The organism is uncultured Clostridium sp. (assembly GCF_900547735.1).
Classification (GTDB): Bacteria; Bacillota; Clostridia; order Lachnospirales; family Lachnospiraceae; genus Otoolea.
On sequence record NZ_URHZ01000006.1, the window covers coordinates 85,720 to 101,332 of the forward strand.

Annotated in this window: 8 protein-coding genes; 6 read left to right on the forward strand and 2 right to left on the reverse strand. The window is 50.7% G+C overall.

The genetic code is table 11. The features are described from left to right. Window positions 1-466 precede the first annotated feature (466 nt). The 4 genes from QZT18_RS03280 (at window position 467) to QZT18_RS03295 (ending at window position 7,296) form a co-directional block, all read left to right on the forward strand. Window positions 467-1,648, forward strand: a complete 1,182-nt coding sequence (locus tag QZT18_RS03280; RefSeq protein ID WP_294144179.1) for an efflux RND transporter periplasmic adaptor subunit — start codon at window positions 467-469, stop codon at window positions 1,646-1,648. Then, the gene (locus QZT18_RS03285; RefSeq protein ID WP_294144180.1) at window positions 1,648-4,662 is read left to right on the forward strand and encodes an efflux RND transporter permease subunit; all 3,015 of its coding nucleotides are present in this window, start codon (window positions 1,648-1,650) and stop codon (window positions 4,660-4,662) included. Before QZT18_RS03280 ends, QZT18_RS03285 begins: the two co-directional genes overlap by 1 nt. 150 nt (window positions 4,663-4,812) lie before the next feature. Then, window positions 4,813-5,988 (forward strand): TolC family protein, encoded by a 1,176-nt coding sequence (locus QZT18_RS03290; RefSeq protein ID WP_294144182.1) that lies wholly within the window; start codon window positions 4,813-4,815, stop codon window positions 5,986-5,988. An 87-nt stretch (window positions 5,989-6,075) separates the two neighbouring features. Further along, window positions 6,076-7,296, forward strand: a complete 1,221-nt coding sequence (locus QZT18_RS03295; protein ID WP_294144184.1) for a TolC family protein — start codon at window positions 6,076-6,078, stop codon at window positions 7,294-7,296. A 479-nt stretch (window positions 7,297-7,775) separates the two neighbouring features. On the opposite strand, the gene QZT18_RS03300 is transcribed toward QZT18_RS03295, so the two are convergent. Then, window positions 7,776-8,258, reverse strand: coding sequence for a hypothetical protein (locus QZT18_RS03300; protein ID WP_294144186.1), 483 nt, complete (start codon window positions 8,256-8,258; stop codon window positions 7,776-7,778). A 262-nt stretch (window positions 8,259-8,520) separates the two neighbouring features. Further along, window positions 8,521-12,768 (reverse strand): acyl-CoA dehydratase activase-related protein, encoded by a 4,248-nt coding sequence (locus tag QZT18_RS03305; protein WP_366925785.1) that lies wholly within the window; start codon window positions 12,766-12,768, stop codon window positions 8,521-8,523. A gap of 397 nt (window positions 12,769-13,165) precedes the next feature. Here QZT18_RS03305 and QZT18_RS03310 point away from each other — a divergent pair, with 397 nt between their 5' ends. Both QZT18_RS03310 and pyk read left to right on the forward strand, forming a co-directional pair. Beyond that, on the forward strand, window positions 13,166-14,011 hold the full coding sequence (locus QZT18_RS03310) for a rhomboid family intramembrane serine protease (RefSeq protein ID WP_125143975.1): 846 nt from the start codon (window positions 13,166-13,168) through the stop codon (window positions 14,009-14,011). A gap of 76 nt (window positions 14,012-14,087) precedes the next feature. Continuing rightward, a complete protein-coding gene (gene pyk / locus QZT18_RS03315) occupies window positions 14,088-15,524 on the forward strand; it encodes a pyruvate kinase (protein WP_294144193.1) in 1,437 nt (478 codons plus the stop codon). The last annotated feature ends 89 nt before the right edge of the window (window positions 15,525-15,613 follow it).

A 15,613-nucleotide genomic window follows, 5' to 3' on the forward strand; every position in this document is an offset into this window, starting at 1 on the left:
AAACATATCATGTAACGATTCAGTCGTACCTCCCTCATAGTCACGAAGATGCACACAAGTCACAAAAAACGAGACTTGGCGCCGCTGAACTTGGGATTTTATGCAAAAAACGCACGAAAACACCTCGCGGGACAGCGTGCCCCGTTTTATCGGGTATACATCCGACTGAATCGTTATCATATCATTTCTAAAATTCATATCACATCTTTATGAACTAATTATAAACCGGAAGCTCAATTATAGGAATATTTTTAGAAAGCGGGAGGGAACACAAAAAAATCACGGTTAGTTTATATTCAGTTCATGTTCAGTTGATTTTCCATTTAAAGAGGGGTGATATACTCAGCTCAATTTAAAACCTGAGGTGGGGAATGTCTTTGTGTGCAGAACCGTGTTTTTACAGGGTCTGCAGTACGGCGGACAGTGGGCCGGGATTCCCGCACCGGTCAGTGAGGAGGACCAGATAATGATAAAAGAGAAAGTAAACTCGTTTATAAAAGCGGCTAAGAAGAGGAAGAAACTGACAGCGGCAGCCGTTATTCTGATTGTTCTGGTTGCGGCGGCAGCGGCCAGGGGAGGAAAAGAAAAATCCATGCCGGCCGGGATGATGGGCGGCCAGGAGATGAACAATGTCGCAACTGTAAAAGCGGAAGTTCCGGGAACCGGCAGTCTTGAGAAGACGACCAGCCTGGCGGGGACGGTGGAACCGGCGGATGTGGTTTATGTTTACGCGAAAGCGGGAGGAGATGTAACGTCCGTTCTCGTCAAAGCGGGAGATACGGTGGAAGCGGGGCAGCTTTTGTGCACCATAGACACGGAACAGGTGGACACCGCCAAAAACTCCATGGATTCGGCGGCGATTTCCCTGTCGGAGGCTCAGAGCACCCTGAACAGGATGCAGCTTTTATACCAGGGAGGCGACATATCCGACCAGGAATGGGAACAGTACCAGAACAATGTAAAGAGCGCCAAACTGCAGTATGAATCGGCAAAGCTGGCCTACGAAAAGCAGGTGGAATACAGTTCCATAACAGCCCCCATCGGAGGAAAGATAGAGAGCTGCGATCTTGAAGTGTATGACCGTGTAAACCAGTCTGCCCAGCTCTGTGTCATTTCAGGCCAGGGCAACAAGAGAGTTTCCTTTTATGTAACGGAAAATGTGGTCCAGAATCTGAGCCAGGGCGATAAGATGACAATCGAGAGAGATGGAAATTCCTATGAGGGCGTAATCAGCGATATCAGCACCATGGTGGATGATTCAAACGGCCTTTTCAAGATAAAAGCGGATCTGACGGAAGTGAATACCGTGGCAACGGGCAGCGTGGTCAAGGTGAAGGTGGTTTCCGAAAGAGCCGACAACGTGATGACGGTGCCGGTGGATGCCATTTATTATGACGGAGGCGTAGGAAATGTTTACGTATACGAAGACGGGATTATCCATAAAAAAGAGGTGGAAGTCGGCCTTTATGATTCGGAAACAGCGGAGATACGCTCCGGCCTGACGGCGGAAGAAATGGTAGTCAGCACATGGAGTTCCCAGCTCTATGAGGGTTCTACGGTCAATTTAAAAACGGAGGAAGATACCACGCAGGCGCTTGCAGACGCAGGTGATGCAGCGGGAGAAAAACCGGCGGGAGGGGATAATTAATGGGAAGAGGAATTACAAAGTACGTCCTTAAACATCCGGTTACTACGGTTATGGCGCTTCTCTGCCTCATCGTTTTCGGTATCTCATCCATTTTCTCGGCAAAGCTGGAACAGATGCCGGATATGGAGACGCCGATGTTGATTGTCAGGGCCAGTTATTCCGGCGCAGGTCCGGAAGATATCTGTGAGCTGGTGACGGAGCCGATCGAGGATGCCATCAGCACGCTGGAAGGCGTAAAGAGCATGAGTTCCTCATCAAACGACGGCAGCGCCATGGTAATGCTGGAATACGATTACGGAACCGATATGGATGAAGCTTACGACAATCTGAAAAAGCAGCTTGAGAATGCGGAGAGGAATCTTCCCGACGATGTGGACACCTCCATCATGGAGATGAGCATGAATGCGGGAACGACGATGATGCTCTCCATCAGTCATTCAGAACAGGATAATCTCTACGATTACGTCGATCAGAATGTTGTGCCGGAGTTTGAACGTATTTCTTCGGTAGCGGAAGTGAGCGCCATGGGCGGTTCCTCCGAATATGTAAAGATTGAGCTTCTTTCGGAAAAACTTACACAATATGGCCTGACCATGAACGACGTCACTTCGGCCATCAGCTCGGCAAACCTGGCCTATCCTTCCGGCGAGGCCGTGGCCGGAAACCTGGAATTGTCGGTGACGACATCCCTGGAGACGGAAAAGGTGGATGAACTGAAAGATATTCCGATTGCCACCGCCACAGGCGATCTGGTTATGCTCTCCGATGTGGCCAATATCTATGAGGCAAAAGAGGAGAGGGGAGGGGTTTCCCGCTATAACGGAGAGGAGACCATTTCCCTTTCCATTACAAAGCAGCAGAGCAATACGGCTATGGAAGTTTCCAGTGCGGTAAAGAGCGCCATCGAGGCGCTTGAGGCAGCCGATGAGAACCTGCATATCAATGTGGCAAACGATACTTCGGAGAGCATTATGGATTCGCTGATGGATGTGGCGGAGACCATGGTGCTGGCCGTTATTATTTCCATGATTGTCATTTTCCTGTTTTTCGGTGATTATAAGGCATCCCTGATTGTAGGAAGTTCCATCCCCACGTCGATTCTGATGTCGTTAATCGCAATCACGGCAGCCGGTTTCTCTCTGAACGTCATCACGATGAGCGCCCTGGTTCTCGGCGTCGGAATGATGGTGGATAACTCCATCGTTGTGCTGGAAAGCTGTTTCAGGGCGACGGCGGAGGGAGATGATAAGGGAATCCTCGGATATGGTAAGGCGGCCCTGGAAGGAACGTCGATTGTCGGAAACTCCATTATCGGCTCCACCATCACAACCTGTGTTGTTTTTATCCCTCTGGCGGCAATCCAGGGAATGACGGGCCAGATGTTTAAACCACTGGGCTTCACCGTTGTATTCTGTATGCTGGCTTCTCTTTTGTCGGCCATGACGATTGTTCCGCTCTGTTATCTCTTCTATAAACCGATTGAGACGCAGAAGGCCCTGATGTCACGCCCGATAGACCGGTTCCAGCGGTTTTACCGCAGAGTGATGGAAAAACTGCTGAGACGGAAGGGAATTGTAATGCTGGCTTCCATCGCCATTATGGCCGCCACCATTTACATGGCGACCGGGATGGAGACGGAGCTTATGACCTCCGACGATACCGGAACGGTCAGCGTCAGCATTGAGACGAGGCCGGGGCTTTTACAGGAGAAAGTAAGCGATGCCCTGGAACAGGCTGAGGCGGTCGTAGCGGCTGATGATAACGTAGATTCCTACATGCTGCGTTACAACGGGGACAGCGGCAGTATTACCGCCTACCTGAAGGATAAACGGAGCATGGACACGGAGGATGTTGCCGATCTGTGGCAGAAGGAGATGGATAACATTGAAAACTGCACCATCGACGTCTCGGCGTCCACGTCTATGAGCTTTATGGGAGGCCAGAGAGGCTATGAGGTACTCCTGCACGGCACCCAGTACGATGAACTGAAGGAAGTCAGTGACAAGATAGTAAAGGAACTGACGGCGAGGGATGACATCATCAATGTTCATTCCAGTATTGAAAATAATGCCCCTATCGTTACGCTCAAGGTAGACCCGGTAATGGCAAAAGCCCACGGCCTGACCGCTTCCTCCATTGGTTCCACGGTCAACCAGATGCTGAGCGGCGTCGAGGCCACGACACTGAAAGTGGACGGCGAGGAGATTTCCGTCCAGGTGGAATACCCGGAGGAGGAATACAGAACCGTGGATCAGGTGAAAGACATTATACTCACCGATTCAAAAGGCGGAAAAGTAGCTCTGACCCAGGTTGCAGACGTCATTTTCAAAGACAGCCCGTCCTCCATTTCAAAGACCGATAAAGCATATGAAATTACGATCAGCGGAGATTACACGGGTGGAAACACCAAAGCAGCCATCGACAGTGAAGTTATTTCACCAAATTTGACGGGAACCATTACGCTGGGAACCAACAGCAGGGACAGGATGATGCAGGAGGAGTTCAGTTCTCTCTACTCGGCCATTGCCATTGCCGTATTCCTGGTATTCGTCGTAATGTCGAGTCAGTTTGAGTCGGTAAAATTCTCCGTCATGGTTATGACAACAATTCCGTTCAGCCTGGTGGGTTCCTTCGGTTTCCTGAAAATAACCGGAGTCACCATCAGTATGACGACGCTGCTTGGTTTCCTGATCCTCATCGGAACCGTTGTAAATAACGGTATCCTGTACGTGGATACGGTGAACCAGTACCGGCAGGAGATGGATTTACATACGGCCCTGATTGAGGCGGGGGCAACCCGAATCCGGCCGATTCTGATGACAAGTTTGACAACGATTCTTTCCATGATCCCGATGGCTATGGCAATCGGAAGCAGCGGCTCCACGACCCAGGGTATTGCGATCGTAGATATCGGAGGACTGGCGGTCGGCGTCGTTGTGGCATTGTTCATGCTGCCTGTTTATTACGGACTGCTGAGCAGGAAGCCGAAAGAAGAATATCAGGATATCGATTAGAAGAGACGGTTTTTTTGCAGGATGATTTCGCGGGATAAAAGAGCCGCGGAGACAGAAAAGGGATATCAGAAACAGAAGAAATTATTTACCCTGAAAGGATTTGCCGTAATCGGATAAAAGAGTTACAGGAAATCAGGAAGGAAGAGAGGAATGAGGAAAAATAACAGAAAAAGGGCGCGGTTCTGCGCCCTGGCAGCCGGAACCGCCATATTTTCTTTCACGGTTCCCCAGGCAGCCCTGGCGGCCAGCCCGCCGTTTGCCTATACCGAGGAAAAATGGGCGTCCCTGAGGGATAATAAGCTGGAATTTGACGAGATAGGAGATCTGATTCACGAGTATAACAGCACCGTTTTGAGCAATCAGATTGCCTACGAGGACTATAAAGGAAAAGACAGTGACGAGGTGGCCCAGACTTACTATGATACAGCCGACGAGATATATGGAAGTATCGAGTACCCGGATTCGGATGACGTGAGTTACGGTTCCAGCCTGGCGGCGGCCCAGAGCAGTGAACTTCAGGCCGACCAGATGATGGAACGGGGAGATGAAAATGTGTCGGACGGCGACGTGGTGAAGTGGGGATATGACAAGACGGAAAAATCCCTTGTCCAGTCCGCCCAGAACCTGATGATTACGTACTGGAACTCCGTCCTGTCCCTGGAAAACAGCAAAAACACCAGGGAGACGGCCGAAAAGGCGTGTCAGACGGCCGAACTTCAGGCCGCGGCAGGCACGGCAACCCAGACGGCCGTCCTGAACGCGAAAGATACGCTGCTTCAGGCGGAAGCAGCCATTACATCGGCTGAAAGCATGATAACGTCTACAAAAGAAAACCTGTGCCTGATGATGGGATGGAAATACGGGGATGAGGTGGAAATCGGCGCCCTCCCGGACCCGGATCCGTCAAAGAGCGGCACGATTAATCTGGAAGAAGATCTGGTCAAAGCGGTGGAAAACAACTATGAACTTAAAATTCTGTCCAGGCAGGTTAAAAACGCCAAGGTGGGCGCTACACAGAGGCAGTACGAGGAGACGCTGAAAAGCAGCGAGGAGGCGGTGAAAGCCAATGTCAAATCGGCATGGCAGAGTCTTCTGCTGGCGGAGAACCAGTATGCCCAGACCCTGAAGAGCTTTGAGCTGGAAGAAAAAACCATGCAGTCGGCCGAGCGCAGGAAGACGGCCGGAACCATGAGCCAGAACGCATACCAGAGCCAGCAGACCTCCTATACAAAGGCAAAGACGGAAAAGGATACGGCCGCGCTGTCTCTTTTAAAGGCCCAGTATGCCTATCAGTGGGCGGTGGACGGCCTGGCCTCCACAACGTAAAGAATCTGCGGCGGATGCGCCAAAAGGAGAGTCATCCGCCGCGTAATGCGTCCGAGGCGTAATGCACAGCATAAAGGAGGAAGCAGATTGAATAGAAGAATAGCGGGATGGGCGGCAGCAGCCGGAACGGCCATAAGCCTGCTGTACCAGCTTCCGGTGCAGGCCGCGTCCAGTCCCCTGATATCGGGCCTGGAGGAGGCGGGAGAAGCGGAGGGGCCGGCCCTTTCCGAGAATTGGGAAGAAGCGGAGGATTCCGGAGAAACGGCGGCAGTCAGCGACGAGGCCCTGAATGACAACCTAATCGAGTACATAGAACTGGAACAGCTCATCCGCACCGGAAACAGCAGCGCAGTCAACACACAGAAGAGCTATGAGAACAGCCTGGAAATCTATCAGGCAGCCTATGATTCCCTGATAAGCGCAAAACGTGATATGATCAACAAGGCGGATGAACTGGAGGACGAAGGAGCAGCCGATGAGCTGATTGCGAACTATGATCAGAATGCAAAGATTCTCTCCTCTTCGGCCGGACAGATGAAGAGAAGTATCAATTCCCTGAACTCCGCCACCAGCCAGGCCTCTATCAACAGGACAATTAACAGTCTTGTCAAATCGGCCCAGACCCTGATGTATTCCTGTAAGCAGATGGAATATCAGGCCAGTGCAGCCGAAAAGAGGGTAGAAGCCCAGAATGCAGCATATGAACTGGCATCATCCAGGAGGCAGGCCGGATTGATGACGGAGACAGAACTTCTGGAGGCGGAAAAGAGCCTTTTAAACGCCCAGGCCTCATTACAGTCCACAAAAGACAGCGCAGATAAGCTGAAACGCCAGTTGGCCGTTATGATTGGGAAAAACGCAGATGAGATACAGATAGGCGAAATTCCGGCCGTCACGCAGGAAGAGCTTGCCGGGATGAATCTCCCGGAGGATAAACAAAAAGCGGTAATCGCCGACTCAAACGTAAAATCGGTCAAGAAGAGTACCGCAACCGGCGACACGGCCCGGAAACTGCGAAGACAGCAGCTTGCAGAGGCCGAGGGAACCGCCAGTCTGACCATGGATGAACTCTATCAGGCCGTGACAGAGGCAAAACAGCTTTATGAAGGTGCGGCGGCATCCTATGCGGCCGCAGAAAAAGATTACGGCGCCTTACAGACAAAATATAGGGCGGGTATGATTAACAAAAGCACCTATCTGTCAGGAGAGGCAACATGGTATACGGCCATCGCCTCCTACAGAAGTGCGGAAATTACGTTTAAGCAGGCAGTGGAGTCTTATCAGTGGGCCATTAAAGGGATCAGTTGATAAGATAATTCATAGATAAATCTAGTACTAAACATAACCCCAAATCCCAGCCGAAACACCTTAAGACAACATGCCAGGTATTCTCACGGCATCCGAAGAAACATAGTGGCTGCGACAATACCCATCCCTTTTGAAGAAATAGAACAAATCAGCCACCGCAGGCCGGGGCGGAATGGCGAAAACCTTCGCGTCTTCAGTCCCGGCCATAACCTGCCTGGGGGGGAAGAAGGGAGAAAAAGATTCCGGAGGGAACCTGGGAGTTCATCGGCACTTGCCGAGGTTTTTCACGAGGTTAGTACCGTTATGTACTCCGAAGAGCGCAAGCGTTTCCCGCAGGAACTTTTTCTGCCCGGATTTTCCCCGCGACAACCTACAAACCGGGACTGAAGACTCATAATCCCCCTCTCACCATCCCGCCCCCCGGCCGTCCCGGCGGCGTTCTCATTTCTCAAACCACAACATAAAAAAGAACCGGCGGATTACTCCGTCGGTTCTTTCACGATCGCAACAAAACTTTTCTTCAAAACTTTCGTAGCTTCCTGACATGACTTATATTCTTTGGAAGTCGTATCTTCCAGATAATCTTTGTATTCCGGTTCCAGTATGTAGGTCTTGTTGTCATAAAAACCGAGGATGGAACATCCCTGCAGATCTTTATAATCGACGTCTTCATAGCAGATAATGGAGAAGAGCAGACCTGACCCGTCCTCCTCGTATGCAGCTTTATCATAAATTTCATAGACGGATTCACCGGGAACTATGACACAGTTGCCGGACCATCCGCTTGGCATTTTAAAAGAAAAATCGTCTGTAATGACCTTTGAACCCGTAAGTTCAATGGCAGCATCGGAATCAACGCTCTGACCGAAGCTTACAACCTGGGCAGTATGTTCAGCACCAAAAGCAGTGACGGAAAATGTCAGCGCCATCAGCGCAGTACAGATTAAAGTTCTGAACCGCATCCTTAAACCCTCCGTATTTGTCTCTGGCAAAAAAGAGACATATTTTTATATAGTATACTATGAGTACCAGAATCGAAATACATCATCAAGTATTTATAGTACACCGTAAATGCTAAGCTCGGAAAAACCCCGCTAAGTATTTAGGTGTGACTCATACTGGATTCGAAAAAACTCATCAAGTACTCCTAGTATACCATGTTGGAAGAAAATTGTCAGCAAAAAATTGGAAGAAACTCAGTAAAAAATTTCCAGTTTAGGGAAACTAGGAAACTTCTCCCGGTTTGCCGATGTTTTTCTGTGCTGTTGCCAGCATGAGTTTGATACGGTTTAACTGGTTGACCTCACTTGCGCCCGGGTCGTAATCGATGGCGATGATGTTGGCCTCAGGATGGCTGCGGCGCAGTTCCTTGATGACTCCCTTGCCTACGATATGGTTCGGCAGACAGCCAAACGGCTGGGTGCAGATAATATTTTTTGTTCCGCTCTTGATCAGCTCCAGCATCTCTCCCGTGAGGAACCAGCCCTCTCCGGTCTGGTTGCCGATGGAGACATAGTGGGCGGCCATGGAGGCCAGGTCGTCGATCTTGGCGGGAGGCATGAAGTGTACGCTCCGCTCCAGCGCCTTTCTGGACGTCCGGCGGAAATACTCAAGCAGTGAGATTCCCATATTGCAGAGATAAGCGCTGGAGCGTTTGCCGCCCAGGTTATCCGCCTTAAAGTTACTGTTGTAGAAACAATACAGCAGGAAGTCCATAAGATCCGGCATAACGGCTTCCGCACCCTCGGATTCCAGCAGATCCACCACATGGTTGTTGGCGAGAGGAGAGAACTTTACAAGGATCTCCCCAACAATGCCCACCTTCGGCTTTACGACGTTTCTGCGGGGAAGCTCATCAAAGTCTTTAATGATACCGCGGAGGTTTTTGTTAAACTCCATCATGTTCGGAGCGCGTTTGGAGAGAGACTTCTGGCAGATATCCCGCCATTTTTCATGGAGTGCGTTGGCCGAACCGGGCTTCGCTTCGTATGGCCTGGTGGCGTAGAGCACACGCATGAACAAATCTCCATATACAACCGCCTGCATTGCCTTTGTAATCAGGGGCAGTGTAATCTTGAATCCCGGATTGGTCTCCATGCCGTTGGCATTTAAGGAGATAACGGGAATCTGCGGCATACCGGCACGCTCTAAGGCACGCCTGATAAAACCGATATAGTTGGATGCACGGCAGCCGCCGCCTGTCTGGCTCATAATCACGGCCGTGCGGTTTAAATCATATTTGCCCGAGAGCAGGGCGTCCATAATCTGCCCCACTACGATCAGGGAAGGATAGCAGGCGTCGTTATTGACATACTTCAGTCCCGTGTCGACGGCCCTGCGGTCCGCATTCTGCAGAACCTCCAGCTTGTAGCCAAAGCTCCTGACCGCTTTCTCGATCAGTTCGAAGTGAATCGGGGACATCTGCGGGCAGAGGATGGTATAATCCTTCTTCATCTCTTTGGTAAAGAAGACACGGCTGTATGCGCTTGATACGGCCGACTTGTGGTAATGCTTCATCTCCCTGACACGGATTGCGGAGATCAGGGAACGCACGCGGATTCTGGCGGCTCCCAGGTTGTTGACCTCGTCGATTTTGAGCAGGGTGTAAATCTTGCCGGAACGCGTCAGGATATCATTCACCTGGTCGGTGGTGACGGCGTCCAGGCCGCAGCCGAATGAGTTGAGCTGGATTAAATCCAGGTTCGGCTGATTCTTGACAAAGCACGCTGCTTCGTAGAGGCGGGAGTGGTACATCCACTGGTCGGTGACGATCAGTGGGCGGTCCACACGGCCCATATGGGAAACGGCATCCTCCGTCAGTACGGCAAAACCGTAGGAGGTGATAAGCTCCGGGATTCCGTGGTTGATTTCCGGATCCACATGGTAAGGACGGCCGGCCAGGACAATACCGTGATGGCCCGTTTCCTTCATCCACTTCAGAACTTCCTCGCCCTTTTTCTCCATGTCTTTTCTGGAGTCAATCAGTTCTTTCCAGCCCTTCTTAGCCGCATCGCGGATTTCCTGTTCCGGAATGGAGAAATCTTCACGGAAGACTTCAATCAGGCGTTTGGTCAGAATCTCTTCATCGGTAAAAGCCATGAACGGATTGGAGAATTTCACCCTGTGCTCGGTCAGCTCCTCGACGTTATTCTTGATGTTCTCTGCATAGGAGGTGACCATCGGGCAGTTAAAGTGGTTGCCTGCATCGGGAGTCTCGTTGCGCTCGTAAGGGATGCAGGGGTAGAATATGTACTCAATTCCCTGTTTAATCAGCCACTGTATGTGACCGTGTACCAGCTTGGCGGGATAACATTCCGACTCGCTTGGTATCGTCTCAATTCCCAGCTCGTAGATTTTTCTCGTGGACTGAGGGGAGAGGACGGTGCGGAATCCCAATGCTTTAAAGAAAACGGCCCAGAACGGGTAATTCTCGTACATGTTGAGGACTCTCGGGATTCCTACGGTGCCGCGGGGCGCCATATCGGCGGTCAGAGGCTCGAAGTCAAACATTCTGTGGTATTTATAGTCAAATAGGTTGGGGACGTCACGTTTGGCCCTTGTGCCGCCGAGGCCGCGTTCACAGCGGTTTCCGCTTACGTACTGGCGGCCGCCGTCGAAACGGTTGATGGTCAGGACGCAGTGATTGGTGCAGCCCTGGCATCTGGCCATCTTGGTCTCATAGGAAAGATTTAAAATCTTATCCATCGGGAGCATCGTGGTGGTCTTTGATTCATCGTAGCGTTCCCTGGCGATGAGAGCGGCTCCGAAGGCGCCCATGATTCCGGCGATATCGGGACGCACGGCCTCACAACCGGCGATTTTCTCAAAGCTCCGGAGGACGGCGTCATTGTAAAACGTGCCTCCCTGTACGACAACGTGGTGTCCGAGATCCTCGGCGCTGGTGATTTTTATTACCTTGAACAGCGCATTCTTGATGACGGAGTAGGCGAGGCCTGCGGAAATATCGGAGACGGTTGCTCCCTCCTTCTGGGCCTGCTTTACGTTGGAGTTCATAAAAACGGTGCATCGCGTTCCGAGGTCGGTCGGGTTCTTTGCGAACAGAGCTTCTTTCGCAAAATCGATGACGCTGTAGTTTAAAGACTTCGCAAAGGTTTCGATGAAGGAGCCGCAGCCGGAAGAGCAGGCCTCGTTGAGCTGTACGCTGTCCACGGTGCCGTCCTTGATCTTGATACACTTCATATCCTGTCCGCCGATGTCCAGAATACAGTCCACATTCGGCTCGAAAGCCGCGGCCGCATAGTAGTGGGAGATGGTCTCAACCTCGCCCTCATCCAGCATCAGCGCCGCCTTTAACAGCGCCTCGCCGTAGCCGGTGGAACAGGAATATACGATGTTTGCCTTTTCGGGAAGAATCTCATGGATCTCCTTCATGGCGCGGATTGCGGTCGCCAGCGGGCTTCCGTTATTGTTGCTGTAGAAATGATACAGGAGAGCTCCGTCCTCGCTGACCAGGGCCACCTTTGTGGTGGTGGAACCGGCGTCGATGCCGAGATAGCAGTTGCCCTCATAGGCCGATAAATCGGCTTTTCTCACATTGTGGCTCTCATGGCGCTTTGTGAACTCGTCGTATGCCTCATGGTTTTCAAAGAGAGGCTCCATACGGTTGACTTCAAAGTCCATCCTGATGCCGTGGGAGAGACGTTCAATCATATCTTCGAGTGTTACCGTAGCCTTACCTTCCGAGTTCATGGCAGCTCCCACGGCGGCAAAAAGATGCGAGTGGGATGGGGCAATGATCTGGTCTTCGCCCAGATTCAGTGTCCGGATAAATGCCGCGCGCAGCTCGGACAGGAAGTGGAGCGGTCCGCCGAGGAATGCCACGTTGCCGCGGATTGGTTTGCCGCAGGCCAGGCCGCTGATTGTCTGGTTAACAACCGCCTGGAAAATAGAGGCGGAGAGATCTTCCTTCGTGGCGCCCTCGTTAATGAGCGGCTGGATGTCGGATTTTGCAAAGACACCGCAGCGGGCGGCAATCGGGTAGATGGATTTATAGTTTTTGGCGTAATCGTTCAGGCCGGATGCGTCTGTCTGAAGCAGAGAGGCCATCTGGTCAATAAAAGAGCCGGTACCCCCGGCGCAGATTCCGTTCATCCGCTGATCGATACCACCGGTGAAATAAATTATTTTGGCGTCTTCTCCGCCTAGCTCGATGGCAACATCGGTCTGGGGAGCAAAGTCTTTTAAGGATGTGGCTACGGCTACGACTTCCTGGACAAATGGAACACCCAGATGTTTGGATAGTGTCAGACCGCCTGAACCTGTAATCATTGGTTCTACATTCAGATTGCCCAGAGTATCGGCGCCCTTTTTCAGAAGACCCGAGAGGGTTTCCTGGATATTGGCAAAATGACGCTCGTAATCGGCAAAGAGAATTTCGCCCGCATCGTCAATGATGGAGATTTTTACTGTGGTGGAACCTATGTCGATTCCTAATCTTTTATTAGAATTCATGATCAGTCGGGGATTACCCCTTCCCTCCTTTGTATTACACATGTATTCGGCCTAAGTTTAACATAGAATAGGAAAGAAAACAATTGATCCTATGCGTTAAAAAGCCGCTAAAAAACGCGCTTATTTGTTAATTCTGCCTATTGCGGACGACATTTGGAAGAAAGGCAGAAGCGTTGTTAAAACGGTGTTACAAAGCAGTTAATGCCGGTCGAAAAAAGGGGTAAAAAGACGCTTTTTGTCCGCTGCCGCCGGTCGGAATATGGGAGGTCTTCGAACCGCTTTCCGGGTCTGCTTATTGTATACATTTAAATACATTTGACAAAGCAGGCACCGGTATCTATAATTAGAATTCAAAAGGCATTTTTGCGGCCTTTTAATGAAGAAAAGGATGTGAACTATGAACTTTTTTAGGAAAATGGAATATAAGTACGGGAAGTATGCAATCCGCAATCTGATGTACTATATTATCATCATGTATCTGGCAGGGATTCTGCTGAATCTGATTAACCCGATGTTCTATTATATGTACCTGTCCCTGGATGCAGGAGCCATTCTTCGCGGCCAGGTGTGGAGAATCGTGACGTTTTTAATCTGCCCGCCCGCATCGGGAATTTTGTTTAACCTGATTGCAATGTATCTTTACTATTCGCTGGGAACGACGCTGGAGCGCACTTGGGGAGCATTCCGGTTCAACGTTTATTTCTTTATGGGAGTTCTCGGCCATGTTCTGGCGGCATTTATCATTTATTTTGTGACGGGGGTTTCCTATCCGCTGACCACGTATTACCTGAATGAGTCTCTTTTGCTGGCATTTGCGGCCACATTTCCGGAGATGCAGTTCTGGCTCATGGGAATCCTGCCGATTAAGGCAAAATGGCTTGGTATCTTTATCGGGGCCCAGTTCGTCTATGATTTCTTTTTCGGAGGAATCGTTTCCAGGATTGGAATCGGCCTGTCCATGCTGAACTTTGTGATTTTCTTCCTGATGACGAGAAACTACAGGCAGATTAATCCGAAAGAAGTGAAGAGAAAGCAGGAATTTAAATCCCAGATGAAGAAGGCCGAGGTGCAGAAGATTATTCTGTCCCATCATAAATGCGCCGTATGCGGAAGAACGGAGAAGGACAATCCGGGCCTGGAATTCAGGTACTGTTCAAAATGCGCGGGCGGCCTTGAATATTGCATGGATCATTTATATACTCATAAACATGTAAGTGAAGAAGAGCTGAAAGAAATGCAGTAACATAGGTTATATTATATTTAGAATAGAGAAAAGACCTGAAAAAGATGCAAAACGGTGACAGGAGGAATATTGACCGATGAAGAAAACAAAGATTATCTGTACCATGGGGCCGAATACCAACGACAGGGAAGTGATGAAACAGCTTGCCTTAAACGGTATGGATGTAGCCAGATTTAACTTCTCGCATGGGGACTACGAGGAGCATATGGGACGCCTCAGAATTCTTGAAAGCGTCAGGGAAGAGCTGGATCTTCCGATTGCAGCCCTGCTTGACACAAAGGGGCCGGAGATCCGTACCGGAAAACTGAAAGACGGCCGTAAGGTTATGCTGAAAGAAGGGGAAACATACATCCTCACAACAGAAGAAATCGTTGGGGATGATAAGAAAGGATATATCAACTATTCGGGTCTTGTGGAAGACGTGAAGAAAGGCGACAAGATTCTGATCGACGACGGACTGATTGAACTGGACGTCGAAGCGGTAAACGGCCGGGAGATTGTCTGTACGATCGTCAACGGAGGGGAACTGGGAGAGCAGAAGGGCGTCAATGTCCCGAATGTAAAAATCAAGCTTCCGGCCCTGACGGATAAAGATAAGGATGACATCCGCTTCGGTATCGAGGCGCGTTTTGACTTTGTCGCAGCCTCCTTTGTAAGGAACGCGGACGCTATCAGGGAGATTCGCCGGATTATCGAGGACGGCGGCTCCACGATGCAGATTATTGCAAAGATTGAGAATGCAGAGGGAATCGAGAATATCGATGAGATTATTGAGGCAAGCGACGGCGTCATGGTTGCCCGCGGAGACATGGGCGTCGAGATTCCGGCCGAGAAAGTTCCCTATATCCAGAAGATGCTGATTCGAAAATGTAATGAGGCCTGCAAGGTCGTTATCACGGCCACCCAGATGCTGGATTCCATGATCCGGAACCCGAGACCAACGCGTGCGGAGGTGACGGACGTTGCCAATGCCGTATACGACGGAACGGATGCCGTGATGCTGTCGGGAGAGACGGCTATGGGCCATTATCCTGTGGAAGCAGTCAGGATGATGAGCCAGATTGTGGAAGATTCCGAGAAACATCTCGATTACCTTTCCTATCAGAAGAGAAAAGTCAGCGCGGAGAATGTAAAGAACATCTCCAACGCCGTCTGCTATTCCTCCGTATCCACCGCCCATGATCTGGGAGCCCGCGTCATTGTGGCGCCGAGTATCAGCGGATTTACGACCAGGATGCTTTCCAAATGGCGCCCGAATGCAATTATCGCAGGACTTTCCCCGAGCATGTCGGCCGTAAGGCAGATGCAGCTCTACTGGGGAGTAAAACCGTTCCACGCCAAACGCGCCGAGTCAACCGACGTTCTGATCTATTCTTCGATTGAGCTTCTGAAGGAGAAGAAGATTGTAGAAACGGGAGATATTGTCGTAGCGACGGCAGGCGTTGTGACATATGCCAACCGCCATTCACCGGCAGCGGATACGAATATTATGCGTGTGGTGGAGGTCGATTGAGGATTTAACTGAGGTGAGGAGGACGCGTCCGGAACGGACCATGTCCGGTGTGGTGAGGGGGCTGGCTGAGTCTTTTGTCCCCTATTGGA

Bases quoted from the DNA above. Each gene is read 5' to 3' on its own strand.
- QZT18_RS03280 (WP_294144179.1), top strand. From the start codon at position 467: ATGATAAAAGAGAAAGTAAACTCGTTTATAAAAGCGGCTAAGAAGAGG.
- QZT18_RS03285 (WP_294144180.1), top strand. From the start codon at position 1,648: ATGGGAAGAGGAATTACAAAGTACGTCCTTAAACATCCGGTTACTACG.
- QZT18_RS03290 (WP_294144182.1), top strand. From the start codon at position 4,813: ATGAGGAAAAATAACAGAAAAAGGGCGCGGTTCTGCGCCCTGGCAGCC.
- QZT18_RS03300 (WP_294144186.1), bottom strand. From the start codon at position 8,258: ATGCGGTTCAGAACTTTAATCTGTACTGCGCTGATGGCGCTGACATTT.
- QZT18_RS03305 (WP_366925785.1), bottom strand. From the start codon at position 12,768: ATGAATTCTAATAAAAGATTAGGAATCGACATAGGTTCCACCACAGTA.
- QZT18_RS03310 (WP_125143975.1), top strand. From the start codon at position 13,166: ATGAACTTTTTTAGGAAAATGGAATATAAGTACGGGAAGTATGCAATC.
- pyk (WP_294144193.1), top strand. From the start codon at position 14,088: ATGAAGAAAACAAAGATTATCTGTACCATGGGGCCGAATACCAACGAC.